Below are 23,752 nucleotides of genomic sequence, written 5' to 3'. Positions count from 1 at the left end.
CCAGTGCCCGGTCAACCGTAGACCGGGTACTTGCGGCACTGCGCGCTGACCGCATCACGCACGCGGGCGATCACGGCCTCATCGGCCGGGGCGTCGAGCACGTCGGCGATCCAGTTGGCCAGATCCACGCAGTCCTGTTCCAGGTAACCGCGGGTGGTCACCGCCGGGGTGCCCAGGCGCAGGCCAGAGGTCACGAACGGCGAACGCGGGTCGTTCGGCACCGAGTTCTTGTTGACGGTGATATGGGCCTTGCCCAGTGCGGCTTCCGCGTCCTTGCCGGACACGTCCTTGCCGATCATGTCGACCAGCATCAGGTGGTTCTGGGTGCCGCCGGAGACGATCTTGTAGCCGCGTGCGATGAGCGTGTTGGCCATCGCCTGCGCGTTCTTCACCACCTGCTGCTGGTAGGTCTTGAAGCCCGGCTCCAGCGCTTCCTTGAAGGCTACGGCCTTGCCGGCGATGACGTGCATCAGCGGGCCACCCTGGATGCCCGGGAACACGATCGACTGCAGCTTCTTGACCAGGTCTTCGTCGGCGCCCTTGGCGACGATGATGCCGCCGCGCGGGCCGCGCAGGGTCTTGTGGGTGGTCGAGGTGACCACGTGCGCATGTTCCAGCGGGCTCGGGTAGACGCCAGCAGCAACCAGGCCGGCGACGTGCGCCATGTCGACGAACAGGTAGGCACCGACCTTGTCGGCGATGGCGCGGAAGCGCGCCCAGTCGATCACCTGCGAGTAGGCCGAGAAACCGGCCACGACCATCTTCGGCTTGTGCTCCAGGGCCAGGCGCTCGACTTCGTCGTAATCGATCAGGCCCTGGTCGTTGACGCCGTACTGCACGGCGTTGAACAGCTTGCCCGAGGCGTTGACCTTGGCACCGTGGGTGAGGTGGCCGCCGTGGGCCAGGCTCATGCCGAGGATGGTGTCGCCCGGCTGCAGCAGCGCGAAGTACACGGCCTGGTTGGCCTGCGAGCCGCTGTGCGGCTGCACGTTGGCGTAGTCCGCATCGAACAGCTGCTTGAGGCGGTCGATCGCCAGCTGTTCGGCGATGTCCACGTATTCGCAGCCGCCGTAGTAGCGCTTGCCCGGGTAGCCTTCGGCGTACTTGTTGGTCAGCTGGCTGCCCTGGGCTTCCATCACCGCCGGGCTGGTGTAGTTCTCGCTGGCGATCAGCTCGACGTGGTCTTCCTGGCGCTGGGTCTCAGCGGCGATGGCCTTGGCCAGTTCGGGATCGTAGGTTTCGATGCGGACGTCACGCGGGAACATCGGGTACTCCAGCAGGCGGGGAAAGGGGTGCGGCTCAGCCCTCAATTGTAGCCCCGCCCGGCCTGCTGGGGCCGAAACGACCGGGGCCGGATTCGACGAACGAATCCGGCCCCGTATGGTTTCGAATGGCGCTGTGGGGTCAGAGCCCTTTCCTGCGGAAAGGTTTCCGACCCCGGCGCTGCATCAACGGTTGTTGATGATGTAGTCGGCGATGATGCCGGTTGCCACGGCCACCAGCAGCATGTTGCCGCGGTCATCGCGGATCCAGTGGTGGCCGTACGGCGGGCGGCGCAGGTGGTAGCGCGGGTAGTCGTTCACCACGTAGATCGGGCCGCGGTAGTAATCACGGTAGCGGTGGCCGCGCTGCCAGCCATAGCCATAGCCGGGCCGGTAGCCCGGGCTGTAGACCACGCGCGGCGGCGGCGGTGCCGGGCGGTAGTAGCCATGGTCGTAGCGGCGGTCGTGGCGGTAGTCGCGGCGCGCTTCGCGGCGGTCGCGTTCCCAGTCGCGACGGTCGTGGCGCCACTCGCGGCGATCTTCGCGCCATTCACGGCGGTCGTGGTCGCGACCACGGTGGTCGTTGTCGGCAAAGGCCGGGGCGATGGCGCCCAGCGCCAGTACAGAGGCCACGGCGCCGGCCATGAGTCGATGGATGTGCATGGGAGACCTCTGCTGGGGTGGGTGGTGAGCCCATATTGCGCATTCGATCTGAACGGTTTCCGGCTGGAAACGCTTCCCGTTGCGGGACTGTGACGGCCCATTCAGTCCTCGGCCAGCCCCGGGCGCTGCGCCCAGCACGGGGCGGAACCGGTTCCGGCTATAATTGGGGGTATTCCATTCAGTCTGTGCCCGCTGCCGCAACGGGAAGTTCCCCGTGACGGACCGGGCGCAGGGTCGCGCCTACGGAGACCTCATGTCCTCGCAATACATCTACACCATGAACCGCGTGTCCAAGGTGGTCCCGCCCAAGCGGCAGATCATCAAGGACATCTCGCTGTCCTTCTTCCCGGGCGCGAAGATCGGCCTGCTGGGCCTGAACGGTGCCGGCAAGTCCACCGTGCTGAAGATCATGGCCGGCGTGGACACCGATTTCGAGGGCGAAGCCCGCCCGCAGCCGGGCATCAAGGTCGGCTACCTGGCACAGGAACCGGAACTGGACCCGACCAAGACCGTGCGTGAAGCGGTGGAGGAAGGCGTGGGCGAGGTGTTGCAGGCACAGGCTGCGCTGGACGCGGTCTACGCCGCTTATGCCGAAGAAGGCGCCGATTTCGACGCGCTGGCCAAGGAACAGGAGCGCCTGGAGGCGATCCTCGCCGCCGGTGATGCGCACACGCTGGAAAACCAGCTGGACGTAGCTGCCGATGCGCTGCGCCTGCCGCCGTGGGATGCCATCGTCGGCAAGCTGTCCGGTGGTGAAAAGCGCCGCGTGGCGCTGTGCCGCCTGCTGCTGCAGAAGCCGGACATGCTGCTGCTCGACGAACCGACCAACCACCTCGACGCCGAGTCGGTGGAATGGCTGGAACAGTTCCTGGCGCGCTACACCGGCACCGTCGTGGCGGTCACCCATGATCGCTACTTCCTGGACAACGCCGCCGAATGGATCCTGGAACTGGACCGTGGCCGCGGCATTCCGTGGAAGGGCAACTACACCGACTGGCTGACCCAGAAGGATGAGCGCCTGAAGCAGGAAGACAACCAGGAAAAGGCCCGCCAGAAGGCGATCCAGAAGGAACTGGAGTGGTCGCGCCAGAACGCCAAGGGCGGCCGCACCAAGGGCAAGGCCCGTCTGGCCCGCCTGGAAGAGCTGCAGTCGGTCGATTACCAGAAGCGCAACGAGACCAATGAAATCTTCATCCCGCCGGGCGAGCGCCTGGGCCAGGCGGTGATGGAATTCAAGAACGTCTCCAAGAAGTTCGGCGACCGCCTGCTGTTCGACAACCTGAACTTCCTGGTGCCCTCGGGCGCCATCGTCGGCATCATCGGCCCGAACGGCGCCGGTAAGTCGACCCTGTTCAAGATGATCACCGGCCAGGAAAAGCCGGACACCGGCGAGATCGTGGTCGGCCCGACCGTGCAGCTGTCCTATGTGGACCAGAGCCGCGACGCGCTGGAAGGCAACCACAGCGTGTTCCAGGAAATCGCGGGCGGCCTGGACATCCTCAACATCAACGGCATCGAGATCCAGTCGCGCGCCTACATCGGCCGCTTCAACTTCAAGGGCCAGGACCAGCAGAAGATGGTCGGTTCGCTGTCCGGTGGTGAGCGTGGCCGCCTGCACATGGCCAAGACCCTGCTGCAGGGTGGCAACGTGCTGCTGCTCGACGAACCGTCCAACGACCTGGACATCGAAACCCTGCGTGCGCTGGAAGATGCGCTGCTGGAGTTCCCGGGCAACACCTTCGTCATTTCGCATGACCGCTGGTTCCTGGATCGCATCGCGACCCATATCCTGGCGTTCGAAGGCGATTCGCACGTGGAGTTCTTCCAGGGCAACTACCGCGAGTACGAGGAAGACAAGCGCCGCCGCATGGGCGACGACGCTGCGCCGAAGCGCCTGCGCTTCAAGGCGCTGAAGTAAGCAAGAACGAAAGGCCGCGCTCGCGCGGCCTTTCGCCTTTCATGGGCCGCAATCGATTTTTATTGACGCTTTTGGCCTCTTCGCGACGCGCTTCAACGCCACCCGGCTGAAGGCTGCCCGTGTAAAGCAGTGTTGATTCCTTGTCGCACACGGCATCCTCCGTACTTTGCAACTCGTTGTATGTTCCCGGCCCAACGCTTCGGTTTTCCTACGCACCCGATTCATCCCCCTCGTAGGAAAACACCATGAAAGCACTGATCTCCACCACGGCAGCGCTGCTGCTGTCGGGCACTGCCGCGGCCGCGCCGGCGAACTGGGAAGGCATCTACCTGGGTGCCCATGCCAGCCATGGCGAAGGCCACAGCCAGGACCGCAGCAACGCCAATGCCTCTGAAAAAAGCATCCGTGGCTTCGCTGGCGGGCTGCAGGTCGGCCGCAACTGGCAGTTCGACAACAATGTAGTTGCCGGGATCGAAGGCACCCTTTCCTTCGGCAACATCACCCAGGAGTGGAAGGACCGCGACAACCACCAGTACAGCCCTTACTACGGCAAGGATGCGGTGACCCGTTCGGGCGCAGTCAACCTGACGCTGGGTTACGCGGCGGGCCAGTGGCTGCCGTACGTCAGCGCCGGCGTGAGCGTGGCCCGCCAGGAGTTTTCGCTGGGCTGCGACAAGTCGCTGGTGGAGGCCACCAATGGCTGCCGCGTGGCCGAATTCGAAACCCGCGCGTCCCATGTATCCACCGGCGCGAACGTCGGCGCGGGCGTGCTGTACCGCTTCAGCGACCAGCTTTCGGCGGGTGCGGAGTACCGTTACACCCATCTGGGCTCCAGCCCGGTTTACCTGGAAGATCCCAACTACCCGGCTGCGGCGCGACGCAGCTTCCATACCAACTACAGCAGCGTTACGCTGAAGTTGAACTACCACTTCTAACCGCCTGGCGACGCACCCGCCGGTCCTTCGGGCGGCAGGGCGCGCAGGTACGAGAGATCTGCGATGTCCCTGTTCGAACGCCTGTTCCAGCTGCAGCAGCACGGCACCACCGTGCGCACCGAACTGCTGGCCGGTGTCACCACCTTCCTGACGATGTCCTACATCGTCTTCGTCAATCCCGAGATCCTGGGCACCACCGGCATGGACGCCGGTGCGGTGTTCGTGGCCACCTGCCTGGCCGCGGCGCTGGGCTCGGTGGTGATGGCGCTGGCGGCCAACTTCCCGGTGGGCATGGCCCCGGGCATGGGCTTGAATGCGTTCTTCGCCTTCACCGTGGTCGGCGCGGCCGGCCTGCCCTGGCAGCAGGCGCTGGCGGCGGTGTTCATTTCCGGCCTGGTGTTCCTGGTGCTGTCGCTGACCGGCGTGCGCGCGTGGCTGGTGTCGGGCATCCCGGCGTCGTTGCGGTCGGCGATCGTGGCCGGCATCGGCCTGTTCCTGGCCATCATCGCGCTGCAGAAATCCGGGGTGATCATCGGCAACGAGGACACGCTGGTCGCGCTGGGCCCGCTCAATACTGCGCCGCCGCTGCTGGCACTGGGCGGCTTCCTGCTGATTGCGATCCTGGAAGCGCGGCGTGTGCGCGGTGCGATCCTGATCGGCATCTTGGCGGTGACCGCAGCCGGCTGGGCGTTGGGCGATCTGCAGTACCACGGGCTGGTGTCGTTGCCGCCGAGCCTGGCGCCGACCTTCCTGCAGCTGGACCTGCCTGGCCTGCTGCACCACAACGGCGGCGCGCCGATCGCCGTGCTGCTGCAGGTGGTGCTGGTGTTCGTGCTGGTGGAAGTGTTCGATGCCACCGGCACGTTGTATGGCGTGGTCGGCCGTGCCGGCCTGCTGAAACTGCCGGGTGCGCAGAAGCGGTTCGGGCGCGCGCTGCTGGCCGACAGCACGGCGATTGTGGCCGGCTCGCTGCTGGGCACCAGCAGTACCACCGCCTTCGCCGAAAGCGCCTCGGGCGTACAGGTGGGTGGCCGTACCGGTTTGACCGCACTGGTGGTCGCTGCGTTGTTCCTGGCCGCGCTGTTGTTCTCGCCGCTGGCGGCGATGGTGCCCGGCTATGCCACCGCGCCGGCGCTGCTGTTCGTGGCCGGACTGATGCTGCGCGAACTGGTGGAAGTGGACTGGAGCGACCTGACCGAATCCGTACCCGCCGCGCTGTGCGCGCTGGCGATGCCGTTCACCTATTCCATCGCCAACGGCCTGGCGTTCGGCTTCATTGCCTATGCCGCGCTGAAGGCCGGCACCGGCCGCTGGCGCGAGGTGCACCCGGCGGTGTGGCTGGTGGCGGTGCTGTTCGTGCTGCGTTACGCGCTGGAGTGATCGCCTGTTGAAGGGCCCGCCGGGCATCGCCCGGCCGTTGCATCACCAGCGCGGCTGCAGGCGTCCGTCGGCAGCGAAACGCCAGCGGCCTTCGGCCCAGCCGCGACCAAACAGGGTGAGCATCTGCGAGTAGTACGCGGGCTCGTCGGCGCGCTGCTGCTCGGCGCTGGGCAGGCTTTCCAGCAACGCCGCAGCACGGGATTTTTCCCCCTGTGCCAGCAGGTAGGGCAGCAGTGCGGCACGGAACCCATAATTGCCCTCGCCCTGCCCTTTGCCGGTGCGCGTGTCTATTTTTTCCCACATCGGCGCACCGCTGCGCAGGCGCTGCAACGGGCCGGACAGCGCACTGAGCTGGCGACGGAACAAGGGATCGCGCGGCGCGGTCATGCCGGCCCAGGTGTAACAGCGGATGGCGTCGTAGCCACCCACAGCCCCTTTCACCGGATCGACGATGAAGCTGCCGTCCTTCCACGCGGCCCAGTCCGGCGCGAACCCATGCGGACTGGTCTGCTGCAGCAGGGCCACGGTGTTGTCGGCCAGCGCCTGCCAGGGGCCGCTTCGATCAACCGCTGCGAACCGCCGCAGCAACGGCAGCGGCAGGTAGCTCGGATTGACCCGGGTGGCACCGTCTTCGATGAATCCCTGCGGCCCCGGCAGCAGCATCGGCCCCAGCGTGGGTATCTGCACGATTTCGCGCGCGCGCACCTGTGCCAGCATGCCTTCGGCGATGGCCTGCAGCGCGGGGCGGCGCCACAGGCGTGCAGCTTCCAGCAGTGCGTAGGCGAGCCACAGGTCCGAATCGGATGCAGGATTGTCGTCCAGCAGGCGCCAGCCTTCCTTGCCCTGCCCCCACAACCAGCCTGGCAGGCGCGCGGCCATGTCACCGCCTGCGAGATTGTCCTGCGTCCAGGCCAGGATGCGGTCGAACAATGCAGGATCGTTGTCGACCAGCGCGAAGAACAGTGCATAGGACTGGCCCTCCGATGTGCTGCGCTGATCCTCCTGGCTGCGGTCGATCATGCGCCCATCGTGGCTCAGGCTGCTGTCCTGCAGCACCTGCCAGGCCGGCCAACGCGATGCTGTGGTGCCCGCGCCAACGCCGGCGCTGCCCAGCAGCGGCAGCAGGACTGTCGCCTGCAGCAGACGGCGGCGTTGCAGGTCAGCGGAATTCGCCATACGGCACCAGCGGAGAGACGGGCAACGGCAGGTTGCCCTGCCACGGTTTGAAGGAATAGCGCAGGTACAACTGGAACGTGTTCGGCGAAAAATCGCGGCTGCGCTGCAGGGTACCGGCCGCACCCAGCACGACGTGATCACCCAGGCGCCGCTCTACCGCCGCGTACAGGCGATAGCCCGTACCAGTACTGCTGCCATCGGTGGTGTACAGGCCATCCGGGTCCAGTTGCAGCGGACCGTACTGCGGTTCCAGCTGTGCGATCACGCGCTGGATGAGGGCCTCGTCGGGGAAGCGGCTGATCGAGCGGGTGCGTGCGTTGGAGACGCTGACCGAACCATCAACGCGCACCGACCAGTCGTCGTTGCGCCAGGCGAAGCCCACCGGAAGGCTCAGCGACGCATAGCGCTGCGGGCTGTAGTAGCCGCCATGCCCCAGCGAATAGCCGCCCAGGTCCTTCTGGTAGCGCCAGTACATCGCGGTGGTTCCCACATCCAGGCGCATGTCCGGGCGTTGGATCAGCTTGTGGTACCAGCCAACCATCGCCCGCGCGCGGGTGTTGTCCACCACGTTGTGACCGATGAGCTGGTGCCAGCTCCAGTTCGACCACACGCCGTTGCGCCCGCCTTCGTCGTAGCCGAGGCTGAAGGTCACGCCATTGGCGGTGACACCGCCCCAGGCAATGCCGCTGCGTGGATCGATCGCGCCAGCCTGCGACAGCAGCGAATTGGTCATCGGCCGCCGCGATACGGTCGCTCCCCAGCCCAGCCGGCCGAGGTCGCCATTGAGAGTGACGCCGCCCAGCCAGTTGCCCACCACGTAGTTGGACGGCGAATGGCCGATATCGAAATTCCAGCGATCATCCAGGGTGCGCCAGCCGACGGCAAAGCCGGCACCCGAACTGCGCCGCTGGTGTACGTAGCGGGTGCAGCCCGGCGCCTGCAGCTGCGTGCCGTCGGCCTGCAGCAGGCCCAGGTCGCAGCTGCCGAAATCGTCGCTGTAGGTGCCATCGGCATCGGTCTGGAAACGGCCTGCATCGAAATGCACCTGCTCGATGCGCGCCCAGCCCAGGCCACCGGCAAACGGTGCATCGAGATGGGCAATGCGGGTATCGCGTGTCAGTTTCGAGATGCCAGGTGTGCCGTCGCTGCGACGGCCGGAATCCTGCATCACGGTCAGCGTCGGGTTTTCCTGCTGGTACAGGGTTTCCACGTCGCTGCGCAGGCTGCGCCGCAACCAGTCGTCGCCGGCGGTTTCGCGACTGGCCAGGGTCAACGCGCGGTTGTCGCGCGGCTGCGCCTGCGACGGTGCGATCAGGCCATTGTCGGCCATCGCCCGTGCGTACATGTCCAACGCCTGCTGCGGATCGTCGCGCCGCACAAGGCGCGCCGCATCGCGCCAGGACTGCGCGTCCGGTGCGCTCTTGCGGGCAAGCAGCGCGCGCAGGATCTGCAGTGCCTTGGCGTCTTCATGCAGGTCGGTCCAGATGGCTGCCAACTGGCGTTGCTGGCCGATCGCATCATCGGCCACCACCGGGGGCGCGTCGTGCATCTGCCGACGGGCACTGGCCAGGTCGCCGGTGCCGATCCAGGCCTGCAGCCGCCCCAGCTGCGCATCGAGATTGTCCGGCTGCACCGCCAGCACCTGCTGGTAGTAGTGCAGCGCCTGTGCATGATCATCGCGCAGGCGCGCCCACTCGGCCAGGATCAGCTGGTTGTCCGCGCTGGGCGGCTGTTGCTGCAGCAGGGCAATGGCTTCTGCTTCCCGGCCTTGCGCGCGCAGTTCCCACAGATGATCGATCAGCTGCTGGCGCTGCAGGCGTTCTGACAAGGCGCGCATGTCATCGTCCCACTGCGCGCGCGGCACGCCTTCCAGCACGGCCAGCGCCTGTGGCAGGCGATCGGAGCCGGACAGGTACAGCGCCTGCGCGTAACGCGCTTCGATGCCGGCATTGCGCGCGGCCATATCGGCAACCACCGCATCTGCTTCGTCCAGCTTGCCGGCCGCCCGCAGTTCATTGCCCAGCGCATAGGCCAGCCAGGCATCGCCGGGAAGTTCACCTCGAAGCTCGCGGCCCAGGGTGATGGCCACATCGGAATCGCCAGCAGCCAACGCCTGCTCGCGACGCTCGCGCAGGCGGTTGATCTGCAGCTGGCGCAGGTCTTCGGCGTACAGGCTGCGCTGCGCTGCAGGCAAGGTATTGATGAAGGTTTCCAGACGCTGCGGATCGGTACGGCCATACAGCTGCACAAGTTTGCGGATCACATTGGCGTCGCGCGGGGCGATCCGCTGCGCCGTCTGCAGCTGCCGCTCGGCGGCCTCATCGTCGCCGCGTGCCACCGCGACATCGACCAGGCCGAGGATGGCATTGATCTCGCGCGGCTGCTGCCGGCGCGCCTGCGAATACAGCGCCTGAGCGTCATCGAGCCTGGCAGCGGCCAGCGCGGCATCAGCCTGGTCCAGCAGCAGCCAATAGCGGGTGCTGGTGATCAGGTCGCGCCATCTGTCGCTGGTATCGCCTGCGGGAGTGGCCTGCACGGCACGCTGGAAATAGGCGATGGCCTGCTCGCGGTGCCCCTGCCGCATCAGGGCCATGCCCAGCCCACCGAGGAACTCCGCTTCGCGCGGATAGCCGCGCAGCGATTGCAGGAAAGCGCGCTCGGCCTCTGCATTGCGACCGGCGTCGAGCAGCTGCTGGCCACGCAGGCCGGCGCGCCAGGAGGGATCGCTTACCCGCTTGCGCTGTTCGGCATAGCGTTCGCGCACCAGCGCGATGTCGCTGAAGGTGGGGTTGCGGGTGATGAATTCCTGCAGGCGACGCACGTTGCGCTCGTCGGCAGGCTGGTCCTGCAGGTAGCCCCATTCGGCATCGGCCGCCAGCGCGCGCGCTTCCGGATTGCGCCCCATGCGCTGCAGCGCGGCCAGGGCATCGGCATCACGCCCGGCTGCGAACAACAGCTGCGACAGTGTCTGCAACAGGGTGGTGTTGCCGGGATAACTGCGGTCCAGCGCGGTCAGTTCGCGGATTGCGGCGTCGCGCCCGCTGGCCTGCGTGCCGCGCAGGCGCCAGTACTCCAGGCCCAGCTGCAGCCCCGGTGGATCGTCGTTGAACAGACGGCGGTAGATCAGCAACGCTTCGTCGCTGCGACCACCGGCGGCGAACAGCCGTGCCTGCTGCAGTTCCTGCTGCAGGTCGCCGCGATAGGCGCGCCACAGGCGCTCACCGGCGGCCAGTTCGCGGCTGCCGGCGCCGAGCTGGCGCAACCGTTGCAGGGTCGCATCGGCATCTTCCATCTTCTGCTGCGACAGCTGCACCTCCAGGATCGCCACCAGGGTGCTGCGGTCGTCCGGTGCCAGCATGCGCAGCCGGGCCAGGGCATCTTCGATCAGCCCCTGACGGCCGCTGGCCTCGCCGATGCGCACCTGCTGCAGCAGCCATTGCCGCTGCTCGGCGACAGTGCCGCCGGGCGTGGCTGGCAGCGCCTGCGCCGCGCACGGGCCCGCCAGCCCGATCAGGACCAGGCCGGAGGCGGCGACCAGCGACGGCGGCATACGCACCATCAATCAGTGCCCCGGATCCAGCCGCTTGGCTGCCACCCAGCGCAGCACACGCCAGAACAGGAATGCCACCATCAGCACCACCACCGTGGCCAGCACCGCCAGCAGTGCCGGGTGGTCGGCCAGGTGGTACCAGAGCAGCAGCCACCACGGCAGCGCGCCAACGTAGTAATGGTCGCCGACGAACTGGCTGTGGATGCCCGAACTGCGCAGGATCGCCACCGAACCGGCGATCGCCTGGCGCTTGCCGGTATCGCTGAGGGCTTCGTCGAGCAGGCCGTAGTCGGCGGCATTGCTGGCCGCCAGCGAGACGATGCTGCGCTGCGCGTGATGCGGCGACTGCAGGCCGATGATCGCCGCGAAGGGCGCTTCGGCGGTGACCGCCACTTGGGTAACTGCCGGATCACCGGCACGGCTGCCGCGACGGGCCTGCTCCATCGCCAGCTGCGGCGACGGTGACTGGCCATTGAGCAGGCGCGTACGCTGGTCATCGATCAGCAGCGACAACTGATCGCTGCCACGCAGCTCTGCCGGCATTGCACCGAGCATCAGCAGGTCGGCATCCAGTGCGCTGGCCTGCTTCCAGTCGTCGGACAGGCGCAGGCCATAGGCCGGGTACCCCGTCTGTACGCCCAGGCCGCCCACCAGGTTCAACAGCAGGCTGACCTGCGACTCGCTCGCCGTTGCCGGCACCAGCACCACCGTCTCGGACAGATCGGCCATGCGGCTGAAGGGGAAACCGCTGAGCGCGAATGCAGACAGGTCCGGCAGGCCCATGTAGTGGTGGAAACCGGAGAAGTCGATGGTCGAATCTTCTTCGATCGCCGCCTGCAGGTTCGGCGGCAGCACGGTCTGGCAGTGGTCGCGCTGGGCACTGCCCATCACGCTGGCAAAGTTGAAATCAAAGCGCAGCTGGTTGCGGTCGCCCAGCTTGAGCGAGGGAATCAGCAGGCGGCCGTCGTCGGCACCGGCGTCGCCGGCCAGCACCGGCAGGCGGATTTCCTCCAGACCCTGCTTGCCGTTGCGGCGTACCAGCGGGAAGCTGGAAATGAACTGGTCGTTGATCGCTACGCCCAATCGTGATTCATCGCTGCCGAACGGCGGCGTGTAGCGGTAACGCAGGTTCAGCGGAATGCCCTGGTTGCGCCAGATGAAAAGATCCGGCGGCAGGTTGAGGTTGACCGTGATCGGCTGCGGCGACACGCCGTTTGCATGCAGCTGCTGCGGGTAGTCGAGCAGTTCGGCCAAGCGCACGGCGCGGTCGGTGCGCACCCAGTTGGGTGCATCGTACGGCTTGCGCGGGGCCAACGGCTTGACCTCGTCGATGCTGACCTGGCGGCCACGGAACAACGCGTTGCCCGCCGCCATCGCCGCCACCGCCTTCTGCAGATCGTCATCGTTGCGGCCCAGCACCAGCAGCAGCTTGCGCTGCGGATCCTCCGGCAGCGCCATCAGCTCGACCACCGGGCCCTTCACCGGTGCATGGTTGGCGATCACCGGCGGGAACTTGCCATTGACTGCCAGCACCACGGCATGGCCCTGCGCCGGCAGTTGGCCGAAGCTGACCGGGAAGCGCGCCTGCCGCCACCAGCCGGCCAGGCTGCCGAAGTAAGAGGCCATCACCGCACCGGCGCGTTGCTGGGCCAACGTCGGTGCGGCACCGAACACCACCGGCAGCTCCAGGCGCGCGGTGTCGCGTGGATCGAAGAACGGCAGCGGGAAGTTGGCCAGGTCATCCTGCATCGCCAGCAGCTGTCCGCCCAGGCGCAGCGTGCTGTTGCTGGACAGGTTCACCCACAGCGAACTGTGGGTGGGTTCTTCGCAGATGTCGGTGTAATGGCCGACAAATTCCAGCCGCACCTGGTTGAAGTCTGCGATCAGGCGCGCATCCAGCGGCAGCTTGGCCTGCACCGGGCGGCCAAGCTGGTCGTTGCTGATCGGCACCACGCCCATCAACGCATCGTTGAGATAGACCCGCAGGTGCGACAGGGTCGGCAGCAGCGACGGCGACGGTGTGAAGCTCAGGTCCAGTTCGGCCTCGCGCGCGAGCCGGTCGCGGCGCACCTGGAATTCGAAGGTGGTCGCGTTGCGCACGCCCGACAACAGCGTGTCCTGGCGACGACCCAACTGGGCGAAGGTACTTTCGCGTTGCCAAGGCCAGGCACTGCCTGTCCAGGTCTGCGGCAGTGCAGCTTCACTGCGCTGCGCAGGAACCGCTGCAGCCGCCACCGGGGTCGGTACGGCGACCTGGGCAGCCGGTGCGTCCGGGGTGGAACCGGTGGTCGGCGTGCGTGCCGGCGCCGGCGCACTGTTGCCCGAGGCCACAGGCAAGGCCAGCAGAGGCAGCAGCAGCCAGCGCAGAGAGGACGGAATGCTCATGGACGAAGCCCTGGATCAGCGGCTGGGTCAGCCGGGTGGGATGGAAGCGGACGTTGCGGGGCGAAACTGGCCAGCCAGCGCAGCAGGCGACGGTTCCAGTGCGCGGGACGGTCAAGGTCGAACGGAGTGAAGTCGCCCATCCGCCGGTAACCGCGCCAACCCAGCACCAGCACGCTCCACAGGCTGCGTGGCAGGCTCTTGGGCTGGTAGCCGGCGTGCCAGTCGAGCCACGCATCGGCACGGGCGAAGGTGCACTGGGCAAATTCCACGCGCTGGCGTTCGTTGTCGAACGTCAACAGCAGGCCGAGGCGATGGCCGACGCTGCGCTGCACCCGTGCAGGGAACGCAAACTCGCGGCGGCCCCGGCCCAGCAGCACCTGCACCGGTTGCCCCTCAAGCAGCTGCGGGTCGTCGCCCAGCTCGATGCCGACACCGTCGTTGGAGTAATCCTGCATGACGCCGCGCAGGCGGCGACCATCCGGGACCTGCAGGGCCATCGGCAAGCGCGTCGTCACGCGATGGGTGCGGCGCACCTGCTGCACCTCGGCGGCAACAGCCAGCGCGCCACCGATGATCAGCAGGTTGTACAGCACCCACAGCGAGCTGACGACCACGGTGCCGCGTTCGTCAGCCGGGCCGTGCATGAAACGCCAGACAGCAAAGCACAGGCCCAGCACGTTCAGCAGTGCCAGCACCAGGTATGGCCGTGCCACACGCCAGTCGAAACGGTCACCGGCCTGGGTGCCGCCCTTGTCGGTGACGTTGAACTTGCCGCGCCCCGGGCTGAACAACGCGATGGTGGTCGGCCGTGCGATGTACCAGGCCAGCACGGTCTCGTAGACCTCGCCCCAGAAGGGCCGCCGATACTTGCCCTGGATGCGTGCGTTGGTAAGGCTGGCGTGGGCCATGTGCGGCACCACGAACAACAGGATGGCCAGCGCTGGCGCATAGATGATGTAGACGTGCAGCAGCAGGAACGCCAGCGGCGCGGTGAGGAACACCAGACGTGGAATGCCGGCGAGGAAGTGCAGCATCGCATTGGCGTAGCAGAAGCGCTGGAACAGGCTCAGGCCCTTGCCGATCAGCGGATTGTCGATGCGGAAGATCTGCACCATGCCGCGCGCCCAGCGGATGCGCTGGTTGACATGCGCTCCCAGGCTGTCGGTGGCCAGGCCAGCCGCCTGCGGGATACGCAGGTACGCCGAGTTCCAGCCGTTGCGGTGCAGGCGCAGCGCAGTATGCGCATCTTCGGTGACGGTCTCGGTGGCAAAGCCGCCAATGGCATCGATCGCCTCGCGGCGCAGCACCGCGCAGGAACCACAGAAGAAGGCCGCGTTCCACAGGTCGTTGCCATCCTGCACAAGACCGTAGAACAACTCGCCCTCGTTGGGGTCGCTGCGGAATACCTGTAGGTTGCGTTCGAACGGATCGGCCGAGAAGAAGTGGTGCGGCGTCTGTACCAGCGCCAGCTTCGGGTCGCGCAGGAACCAGCCGCACGAGACCTGCAGGAACGAACGCACCGGCAGATGATCACTGTCGAAGATCGCCACCAGTTCGCCATCGATCAGGGTCAGGGCGTGGTTGAGATTGCCGGCCTTGGCGTGGCGGTTGTCGGTGCGGGTGATGTAGTTCACTCCGGTACGTTCGGCGAAGGCGCGGAACTCTTCGCGCCTGCCGTCGTCGAGAATGTGGATGCGCAGCTTGTCGGCCGGCCAGTCCAGGCCCATTGCCGCGTACACGGTGTGCCGCACCAGGGCCAGGTCTTCGTTGTAGGTGGGAATGAGCACATCCACCGTCGGCCACTGCTGGACATCGGCGGGCAGCGGCGCCGGGCGACGGCGCAGCGGCCAGGCCACCTGCACATACCCCAGCATCAGCACCAGCCACGAGTAGGTTTCCGCAGCCAGCAGCACCAGCCCGCAGACCAGGTCGAAGGTGCTGTTCCAGTTCAACGTGGCCGTATAGCGCCACCACAGGTAGCGGCAGGACACGGTGATCGACAGCACCACCAGCACCAGGGTGGCGTAGCGCCCCTGCATGCGCCGCACCAGCAGGGCGATGACCCACAGCAGCAGCACGAACACGAACTGCGCGAAGTAGGTGAACGGCTGGGTGATGCACAGCACGGCCAGGCCCAGCGTGACCAGGCCGACCAGGAAGGTCAGCAGATTGCGCGTACGCGGCGACAGCCCCTGCAGGCGCTGGCTGATCCAGGCCATGAAGCGGCTGTTCCAGACCTCGTTGGGTGCATCGCGCATTGCGCGCACGTAGCGCAGGTGGCCACGCCCGGCGGCGCCGCGCAGCTCGGCGATGCGTTGCCGGCGCGCGCGCGCCAAGCGTTGCCGGCGCTGCGAAGGGCGCGGCACCAAGCGCACGATCGACAACCAGAGCGCCTGGATCAGCAAGCGGATCGGGTCGCCGGGGCGCCAGCGACGGTCACCCTGCAACTGCGGGAAGGCGCTGCGCAGGCGCGGTGCCAATGCCTGCCAGGACGGGGCTTCCAGGCGCAGGAACGCCCAGCCGATGGCCTGCAGCAGCCATAGCACCAGGCAGGTCGCCCACGGCGCATGGACCCGATCACGCAGGCGGCTCCAATGCAGGTAGTAGACCCGCGCGCTCATCGGTGCGCGCCCTCCGCCTGCCGCCGGGCCGACTCGGCCAGGCACCACAGCGCCAGACCATCGATATCAGCGGCGGCCAGCGAATCGGCCGCATAGCGGCCCAGCGGCTGCTTGCTGGCCAACGCCGCCGGTACCCGCGCATCCTCATGCAACGGTTGCGGCAACAGGAGCGCAGCATGCGAGTGCAACCACAACTGCATCAGGTCGCGCTGTACCGGCACGGCAGGATCGTAGCGGTTGGCCAGCACACGGCGTACGTCGTCACTGTGCCGTTGCAGCACCACATGGTTGGCCGGATCGACACAGGCCAGGCGAAGCGGCAAGGTGCAAGCAGCATGCTGGTTGATCGCGGCCACGTGGGCCGGCAGCCGCTGTGGCAGGTCGAACATCACCCAGTCGAACTGCGCTGCCAACAGCGGCATGCGTTCGGCCCAGGTTGCCGGCGCAGCCTGCAGCTGCTGCTCAATGTGCAGTGCCTCGGCGTCATCGACGCGGCCATAAGGAAGCACGGCCAGGCCCGGCGCACAGGCAAAGGCCGCCGCGCGCCAGTCGCCTCCGTCAAGCTGGGCGCGCGCCCAACCGCCCGCTTCCTTCGCGGGCAGGCCCAGGTGCAGGCCCAGCATCTGGTCCGGGCTGCATTCGACCAGCAGCACGCGCTGGCCCTGCGCGTGCAGGGCCTGGCCCAGCGCCGCCAGCACGGTGGTTACCCCGGTGCCGCCATGCACGCCCTGCAGAGACAACAGGGTGCTCATGGCTGCTGCTCCAGTTCCGCCAGCAGCGGCCAGCGTGCCAACGCGTGCGCGCGCTCGCGCTGCGCCGAAAAGTCCACGTAGGGCATCTCCGGCATGTTCAGGCTGCGCCGCAGCAGGTCGATGTCGTCTTCCTCGACCGACAGCGTAGTGGGCACCGCGAGGATGTCGGCAGCCATCAGCGTTTGTCCTCGGGGTAAGGGCTCCAGGCCTGGCTGCCCTGCAACTGCAGCCACGGCTTGCCGTCGTAGTCGATGACCTTGGCACCTTCGTTCTCGGAAACCGATGGCGTCCGTGGCAGCCCCTTCAGCAGGCTGTCCCAGTCACGGTCGGCAGGCGGGGACTGCGCGTTGAGCGCGTAGACCCGTGCCACCAGTTCGGAGATGGCCAGGTAGCTGCTCGGTTCGGGAATGTGGCGCGGGCCACCGGCAGCAGGTGCCCCCATGCCGACCAGCTTCACGCCTACCGGCACGTGGGTGATCGACGGGCTGGGGATTTCACGCATGCCCGGGATCTGCATGCGATCGCCGTGCAGTGCGGCACCGTGTTCGGGTACCACCACGATCATGGCGCGGCGCCCACTCTTCTCCACCGCGTCGACGAAGCCGGCCATGTCACCGAGCACCATCTGCGCACGCGCCTTGTAGTCGGCAGCGTTGGCACGACCATCGGCGCCGACGATGCGGTTGCCGTCGTGCAGCGAGATCGTGTTGTAGAACAGCGCGACCTGCTGGGTTGACTCGGCCTGGCGTTGCTTGAACCAGCTGTTCAGCACGTCGCCATCGCGACGCAACGGTGACTTGTCGAACGCCACCAGCGCGCGCGGCAGTGGATTGATGTCCATCGGCTTGGCCTGCAGGCCACCGTACTTGGACAGCTCGCCGATGAAATCGTCGAAGTGGCCGTCGTGATTCATGGCCAGCTCGCTCTGGAAGCCGAGGCGCTGCAGGTTGGAGAACAGCTGGCACTCGGCCGGTACCGGATGGAACAGCGCCGTGTGCGAAGTCTGCCCGCAGCTGGCGCGCAGCAGGCGGATGGCCGCCGGCCCGCTGTAGGCGGTTGCCGAATTGAAATCGTCGAAGACCACGTCCATGCGGTCGAGCAGATTGTTCTGGCGCAGTCCTACTTCGTCCAGGTCGCTCCAGGCCAGCGAACAGATGTTGAGGATGATGACGTCGAACGGCGCGCCGCTGGCCGGCGCCGGGAAGGCCGTCTTCAAACTCGACTGCTGCTGGTAGAAGCTTGCCAGCCAGGCGTTGAGATTGTCGTTGCTGGCCGGTGCCAGCGGCGCGCGGCCGCCGCCCGTATTGCCCGTGGCAGCCACGGCCTGGCCCTGTCGCGCGACCAGGTCTGCCGGCAGCGGCAGCGCGACCACCGCCATGCCGAGCATGCCCAGCACGCTTAGGGTGGTGATGCGCAGCCACGGTTTCAGCAGGTAATAGCCCACCAGCAGCAGGGCCAGCACCGCCACCATCTGCCAGTTGATGAAGCGCTGGGCCAGCTCCAGCCAGTAGTCGGCAGAGAAATCGAGCACGCCCGGCTGCGCCAGCAATCGCTGGAAGGGCGGCCACCAGGTGTCGTGGTAGTACAGCGCCACGCCCACGGGAACAGCCACCACCGTGCGCGCGATGCGCGCCCAGCGCCAGCGCAGCGGCACCAGCAGCGCGCCCAGGAACAGCAGATTGGGCAGGATCTTCAGGTCCAGCGCGCCCATCCAGGCCAGCACCACCTTGGACAGGAAATACAGGTTCCAGCCGCGCAGGTCGGCCCAGGCGAACGGCGATGCGGGCAGCGCCTGCGGACTCATGCCGGCCTCCGCGGTGCACGCTGGCGCACACCCGCCCGGCGCAGGTGGCGCGGCGGCAACCACCCGCCGACGCGGCGGCGCAGGCCGCGCCACAGCACGCCCAGCATCGCGCCGAACGGAATCATCAATACCGCGCAGGCGACGATCAACGTCCACAGCTGCTGGTCGGTGGTCATGCGTCGTCTCCGAGCCGCAACGGTGTGGGTGTGGCGAAGGGCGTTGCGACGATCGTGGCAGCCGCAGCTGCCGCCGGTTCCACAGGCGGCGGCAGCAGCTCGGTGTCCGGATCGCTGCCGCTGGCATTCATCGCCGCGATATCGTATTCGGCCAACCGCTGGTAACCATCGAACAGCTCGCGCCAGGGCAGGCGGAACAGATTGCCCAGCGCCTGTTCGATGGCATCGCGGCGACAACCGAACAGGAACAGCCGAACTTGCCCGCGGTACACGCAGGCGAGGTCGCCCTGGCGGCGGATGCGCAGCTGCTGCAGCGTCTGCTCGGCGCGCAGCCCCGCCACCGGCTGGAGTGCCAGTACCGCACTTTCCACGGCGCTGCCGTCCTGGTCGATGCGTTCACTGGCGATCTGGCGGAACCGCGACGCGCTGACCTGGCCACTGATCGACGGCGGCCGGTGCGCACGGATCAACGGTTCCGGATCGTCAGCCAACTGTCCCTGCCAACGCTGCCGCTGCACGGTGTCCAGCAAGGTCAGCAGGCGAGGCAACGGAGTATGGGCAGGCACCACCAGACTGCCACCGCACTGCAGCAGCAGCCGCTCGTCGGCGTAGCGCAGGCAGGGCTGCAGTTCGCGCACCACCAGCTTCACAGCATCGCCGCGCTCACACCGCAGGCGATGCAGCAATCGCGCCAGGGCATCGACCTGCGCGTTTTCGCTGATGGCCACCACCACCGTGGCCTCGCGTGCCTGCAGCGCGGCTGGCATCAGCCCAGCCCAGCCCTCATACAGGCGCCAGGCCGACGACAACGGCGGGGCACCTTCCAGCACATCGGTCTGGGCCAGGAACAGGTCGCGGTCGCTGCCGCCCTCCCCGGCCACCGACTGTACTTCGACCTCGGGGTCGACCACGCGCTGCAAACGCTGACCGACCTGCTCCACGGTGAAGGCACGTTGTGCGACGACCCCATGGCTGTTGGTCCAGTAATGCAGCAGCAGCTGCAATGCACCGCGGTGCGGATGCAACTGGGCCACGCCGGCACAGCTCCGGTTCAAGGGCAGCAGACGTGGCGCGACCGTGGCCACCTCTCCGTGGCACAGCAGCAACAGAACCTGCGCAGCCTGCTGCGCCCATTGCTGCAGGTGCTGGCACCAGCGCGACAAGCGCGCATCGTCCCAGCCGTCCAGCGCGGCCACCGGGAACTGCACAACGGCCATGCGTGTTGTCGCGCCCGATGCCCGGGGCAGGTCCCCGGCAAGGCCGCGCAGGGTCTGCTGCATGCCCTGGTGCGAACACTGGAACATGCGCACCCGTGCAGGGCCCTGTTCGGGGGTCAGCAGAGACAACATCGGCTCGACGCCGCGCCCCAGCGTCGCCAGCACTACGTCATCCAGATCGCCCGCACCGATCAATGCGCTGGCGCCGAGCAGATCGGCCGGTGCGCTGCCGGCGGCAACCACCCAGTACACGCTGCCACCGCGCATTTCGACGAATTCGGCCGGCATGCCGGCAATGGCAAGTTGGGGCGCCGTCACGCGCAGCTCTCTTCAGCGGCCATGGGCACGCTCACCGGCAGACATGCAGGGGAACGCAGCAGCGAAGGACGTTCGTCCGATCACACGCGCCACATTCATCAGTGCGGTGGTCCGGCGCCTCACCCAGCGCCTTGACCACCGGTTCCATCGTGATTGCTTCAGGACCGGAAACGGAAAGAACCTTCACCGCAGAACTCCCTCAAGGCCTGCTAAACATCCTGTCGCCAGATCGTAAGCGATTCTGTGAATTTCAGCCACACAAATGTGATATGCATCACAAACTACGCCACGGGCGTCGATCGCAGCCGATGACGTAGCGCGTCACTTTGTGACGGCAGGTCTCTCTTCCGCTGGCAGCTCGAACACCTGACGCAGGTAGGACAGGTAGCCCGGGTCGTCGCACATGCTCTTGCCCGGCGAGTCACTGAGCTTGGCCACCGGCTGGCCATTGCAGCGGACCATCTTGATGACGATGTTCAGCGGGGTCGGCCCCAGATCGTTGGTCAGGTGGGTGCCCACGCCGAACGCCACCTGGCAGCGGCCACGGAAGTAGTCGTACAGGCGCATCACCTTGGTGATGTCGAGCCCATCGCTGAACACCAGCACCTTGCTGCGCGGGTCGACGCGGCGCAGCTGGAAGTGGGCCAGCATGCGGTCGCCCCAGTCGAACGGGTCGCCCGAATCATGGCGCACGCCGTCGAACAGCTTGCAGAAATACATGTCGAAGTCGCGCAGGAACGCGTCCAGCCCGACCACGTCGGACAGGGCGATGCCAAGGTCACCGCGGTACTCGCGCGCCCACGATTCCAGCGCCGCCACCTGCGAATCGCGCAGGCGCGGACCCAGTGCCTGGAACGCCTGCAGGTATTCGTGGGCCATGGTGCCGTGTGGCGTCATGCCATACAGGCGCGCGAAGTGCACGTTGCTGGTGCCGACCAGCTGCGGGCCCAGCGCATCGCGCAGCAGCGGCAGCAGGCGTGCATGCCAGTCGCGCGAGTAGCGGCGGCGGCTGCCATAGTCGGCGATGCGGCACTGTTCGAAGCCGGGGGTATCGCGCAGCAGCGCGGCCTTGGCCTGCAGGCGGCGTTCGCCTTCGGCGAAATCGGCCGTGGTGGTGTTGCGGAACCACACTTCGTTGATGATCGCCAGCAACGGCACTTCGAACAGGATGGTGTGCAACCACGGACCGGTGATGTCCAGTTCGATCTCGCCGGGCACCGTCTTCGACGCGCGCAGCTGGATGTACTTGCGGTCCAAGTGGAACAGGCCGAGGAAGTCGGCGAAATCGGGTTTCACGAAGCGCAGGCCACGCATGTAATCCAGCTCTTCATTGCTGAAGCGCAGGCTGCACAGGTGGTCGATCTCCTCATCGATCTGGTCGATGTAGCGGGCCAGCTCGATACCGGGGGTGCGGCATTTGAAACGGTATTGAACCTGCGCGCCGGGGTGCTGGTGCAGCACCGCCTGCATCATGGTGAACTTGTACAGGTCGGTGTCGAGCAGGGACTGGATGATAGGCATGGGGGAATTATGCGCCCGTTCGGGTGAACCGGGGTCCGCGATGAGGCCCCCCCCCATCACCCGCTCTGCGGTGGAGCCACGCCATGCGTGGATGTGCCTGCGCGTTACAGCGACCTGCGCAGCAACCTCGGCACCTGCACCAGCGCATGGGCCCAGATCGCCCCCACACCGCCACCCGCACCGGCAATGACCGCTGCGGTGCTTCGAACTTACTGAAATAGCGCCACAGCCCGCGATGCTTGTGCCATTCGACGAAGAACGGGCGCGAACGGCTGGACACCCCGCGCACGTGGGTCACCTTCAGGTCGTTGGCGATGGCAACCACGCCACCGGCCTCACGCACGCGGCGGCACAGGTCCAGGTCTTCGGCGTGCAGCCGATAGCCGGCATCCCAGCCGCCGATGCGATCAAACAGAGCGCGCGGCATCAGCAGCAGCGCACCGGACAATGCCGGCACCTGCTGCAACGGCTGCGCCGGGTCGCGGGCAATGGCCAATCGCGCGCCGCGACCGGGCGAGCGCAACATGGCAAGGAAGTCCGGATCCCGGCGCCGCACCGCGTCATCGGCCTGCCCGTGTTCGTCCACCTGCTCCACGCCCAGCAGACTGTCGCCCACCGCATCGGCGCGGTCACGCAGGGCTGCCAGTGTATCGACGTCGACCATCAGGTCGGGATTGATGAAGGCCAGCCACGGGCTGCGTGAATCGGCTACGCCCTGGTTGTTGGCCGCGGCGAAACCGGGATTGTCCGGGTTGGCGATGAAACGTACACGCGGATCGTGGCTGGCGTGGCGCTGCACGACTTCCAGGGTGTCATCCAGCGAGCCATTGTCGACCACCCGGATCTCGGCCACGTCCTGCGCCTGGCGCAGCCGCGACAGGCAGGCGTCGATGGTGCTGCCGCTCTGGTAGGTGACGACGATGGCGGCAATGGCGGAATTCAAACAGGCGGCTCCAACGGTGATGGCGGGACGAACAGATCGCCCTGCCCGCGCGGCATTATCGCCTGCTGCAGGCCGTGCTGCAGGTCCTGGCGCAGCGTATGCAGCGGGTCGTGCATCAGGAAGTCAGCCAGCCGCGGCATCCAGCCCGGCCAGCGCGCGGCCAGTGCTTCCAGGTCGCCGTCGCGGCTGGGCGCTTCATTGCCGCGGCTGACGAAGGCGTTTTCGCACAACACGTTGCGCCAGCCGAGACCGGCCATGCGCAGGCTCAGATCGACCAGCGCCGCGTTCCAGCCCAGATAGCTTTCTGCATCCAGGCCGCCAGCGCGCCGCCGTGCATTGGCGCGCACCAGCACGGCGTGGGTGACCGCCGAAGGGAGTTCAGGATGCAGGCTCGGCAGTGCGGCGCAGACATGGGCCAACAGCGCCGGGGCGTCCGGTTCGGGGTTGAGCTCGCCCAAGCGCGGCCACGCCGCGGTTTCGCCCACGTTGCACCACGGCGTGGCCGTGGCAATGGCCGCGTCGCGCGCAAACGAGGCCTGCAGCTGCTGCAGCCATCCCGGTGCGGGCACGCTGTCCGGGGCCAGCACCGCCACGTCCAGGCCATCGCAGGCACGCAGCATTTCGTCCAGATGGGCCACCTCGCCGAGTGGCCTGGCGCGGCGGGTGTATTCGGCCTGCAACGGCGTATGTGCCAGCCAGTGTTCAACCACCGCCTGGGCACGTGGCCCGGCCTGCGCGTCATCGGCCAGCCAGATCGATGTCCCCGCTGCGGTACCGGCATCAAGCGCGGCCAGGCAACGGTCAAGTGCCGCGTCGTCCACGCCCAGCGGCAACAACACGATCGCCCCCATCCCGCCTCCGTGGTTGTCGGTGGCCACAGCGTAGCACCGGGTGGGTGTCGGCCGGGTTGCACCCGGCACCCACAGAGGCCAGAGCCAGAGCCACGGCCGAAGCAACAGCAACAGCTGGGGTCCTGGGGGATGGCGGGGCGGTATCGGATTGCGGGGACGCCGCAAGTACGTCCTTGTAGGCTTGGCAGCCGCATCCATGCGGCTGACACCCCGCAATCCGACACCCCCCCACCTTCGACAGTTTTCCGCGAACTGTCTGAACGACTCCTGGGGTCAGATC

Annotated in this window: 16 protein-coding genes and 1 pseudogene; 3 read left to right on the top strand and 14 right to left on the bottom strand. The window is 67.1% G+C overall.

Going from position 1 to position 23,752, the window contains the following annotated elements:
• Positions 1–11: 11 nt before the first annotated feature.
• Positions 12–1,265 carry a serine hydroxymethyltransferase gene (glyA, locus tag D0Y85_RS03155; protein ID WP_025876660.1) on the bottom strand — a complete coding sequence of 418 codons (1,254 nt, stop codon included), beginning with the start codon at positions 1,263–1,265 and terminating at the stop codon, positions 12–14.
• Between the two features lie 183 nt (positions 1,266–1,448).
• On the bottom strand, positions 1,449–1,925 hold the full coding sequence (locus tag D0Y85_RS03150) for an RcnB family protein (RefSeq protein ID WP_049469467.1): 477 nt from the start codon (positions 1,923–1,925) through the stop codon (positions 1,449–1,451).
• Between the two features lie 253 nt (positions 1,926–2,178).
• Here D0Y85_RS03150 and ettA point away from each other — a divergent pair, with 253 nt between their 5' ends.
• From ettA to D0Y85_RS03135, 3 genes are all read left to right on the top strand, one after another.
• Positions 2,179–3,843, top strand: coding sequence for an energy-dependent translational throttle protein EttA (gene ettA, locus D0Y85_RS03145; RefSeq protein ID WP_117309515.1), 1,665 nt, complete (start codon positions 2,179–2,181; stop codon positions 3,841–3,843).
• A gap of 245 nt (positions 3,844–4,088) precedes the next feature.
• Positions 4,089–4,778: an outer membrane beta-barrel protein gene (locus D0Y85_RS03140; protein WP_117309514.1), complete on the top strand. Its 690-nt coding sequence runs from the start codon at positions 4,089–4,091 to the stop codon at positions 4,776–4,778.
• A 63-nt stretch (positions 4,779–4,841) separates the two neighbouring features.
• Complete coding sequence (locus D0Y85_RS03135; protein ID WP_025876668.1) at positions 4,842–6,158, top strand: NCS2 family permease; 1,317 nt, start codon at positions 4,842–4,844, stop codon at positions 6,156–6,158.
• A 42-nt stretch (positions 6,159–6,200) separates the two neighbouring features.
• On the opposite strand, the gene bcsZ is transcribed toward D0Y85_RS03135, so the two are convergent.
• The 12 genes and pseudogenes from bcsZ to D0Y85_RS03075 form a co-directional block, all read right to left on the bottom strand.
• The gene (gene bcsZ, locus D0Y85_RS03130; RefSeq protein WP_117309513.1) at positions 6,201–7,334 is read right to left on the bottom strand and encodes a cellulose synthase complex periplasmic endoglucanase BcsZ; all 1,134 of its coding nucleotides are present in this window, start codon (positions 7,332–7,334) and stop codon (positions 6,201–6,203) included.
• Positions 7,318–10,893, bottom strand: coding sequence for a cellulose synthase complex outer membrane protein BcsC (gene bcsC, locus D0Y85_RS03125; protein ID WP_117311836.1), 3,576 nt, complete (start codon positions 10,891–10,893; stop codon positions 7,318–7,320). The genes bcsZ and bcsC overlap by 17 nt, the downstream gene beginning before the upstream one ends.
• A gap of 3 nt (positions 10,894–10,896) precedes the next feature.
• Positions 10,897–13,269 carry a cellulose biosynthesis cyclic di-GMP-binding regulatory protein BcsB gene (bcsB, locus tag D0Y85_RS03120; protein WP_117309512.1) on the bottom strand — a complete coding sequence of 791 codons (2,373 nt, stop codon included), beginning with the start codon at positions 13,267–13,269 and terminating at the stop codon, positions 10,897–10,899.
• The gene (gene bcsA, locus D0Y85_RS03115; RefSeq protein ID WP_117309511.1) at positions 13,266–15,890 is read right to left on the bottom strand and encodes a UDP-forming cellulose synthase catalytic subunit; all 2,625 of its coding nucleotides are present in this window, start codon (positions 15,888–15,890) and stop codon (positions 13,266–13,268) included. The genes bcsB and bcsA overlap by 4 nt, the downstream gene beginning before the upstream one ends.
• The gene (gene bcsQ / locus D0Y85_RS03110; RefSeq protein WP_117309510.1) at positions 15,887–16,642 is read right to left on the bottom strand and encodes a cellulose biosynthesis protein BcsQ; all 756 of its coding nucleotides are present in this window, start codon (positions 16,640–16,642) and stop codon (positions 15,887–15,889) included. The genes bcsA and bcsQ overlap by 4 nt, the downstream gene beginning before the upstream one ends.
• Positions 16,639–16,818: a cellulose biosynthesis protein BcsR gene (gene bcsR / locus D0Y85_RS03105; RefSeq protein ID WP_117309509.1), complete on the bottom strand. Its 180-nt coding sequence runs from the start codon at positions 16,816–16,818 to the stop codon at positions 16,639–16,641. Before bcsR ends, bcsQ begins: the two co-directional genes overlap by 4 nt.
• Positions 16,818–18,446, bottom strand: a complete 1,629-nt coding sequence (bcsG, locus tag D0Y85_RS03100) for a cellulose biosynthesis protein BcsG (protein WP_117309508.1) — start codon at positions 18,444–18,446, stop codon at positions 16,818–16,820. Before bcsG ends, bcsR begins: the two co-directional genes overlap by 1 nt.
• Positions 18,443–18,622 carry a cellulose biosynthesis protein BcsF gene (gene bcsF / locus D0Y85_RS03095; protein WP_025876682.1) on the bottom strand — a complete coding sequence of 60 codons (180 nt, stop codon included), beginning with the start codon at positions 18,620–18,622 and terminating at the stop codon, positions 18,443–18,445. Before bcsF ends, bcsG begins: the two co-directional genes overlap by 4 nt.
• Positions 18,619–20,157, bottom strand: coding sequence for a BcsE family c-di-GMP-binding protein (locus D0Y85_RS03090; protein ID WP_162887610.1), 1,539 nt, complete (start codon positions 20,155–20,157; stop codon positions 18,619–18,621). Before D0Y85_RS03090 ends, bcsF begins: the two co-directional genes overlap by 4 nt.
• 321 nt (positions 20,158–20,478) lie before the next feature.
• Positions 20,479–21,678, bottom strand: a complete 1,200-nt coding sequence (gene pncB, locus D0Y85_RS03085; RefSeq protein ID WP_117309506.1) for a nicotinate phosphoribosyltransferase — start codon at positions 21,676–21,678, stop codon at positions 20,479–20,481.
• Between the two features lie 104 nt (positions 21,679–21,782).
• Positions 21,783–22,621, bottom strand: a pseudogene (locus tag D0Y85_RS03080) (glycosyltransferase family 2 protein).
• Positions 22,618–23,472 carry a glycosyltransferase gene (locus D0Y85_RS03075; RefSeq protein ID WP_117309505.1) on the bottom strand — a complete coding sequence of 285 codons (855 nt, stop codon included), beginning with the start codon at positions 23,470–23,472 and terminating at the stop codon, positions 22,618–22,620. Before D0Y85_RS03075 ends, D0Y85_RS03080 begins: the two are co-directional and overlap by 4 nt.
• Positions 23,473–23,752 lie beyond the last annotated feature (280 nt).

Origin of the sequence: Stenotrophomonas sp. G4 (assembly GCF_003428825.1) — a bacterium.
Lineage (GTDB): Bacteria > Pseudomonadota > Gammaproteobacteria > Xanthomonadales > Xanthomonadaceae > Stenotrophomonas > Stenotrophomonas indicatrix.
This window is presented reverse-complemented; position numbering and strand designations above follow the sequence as displayed.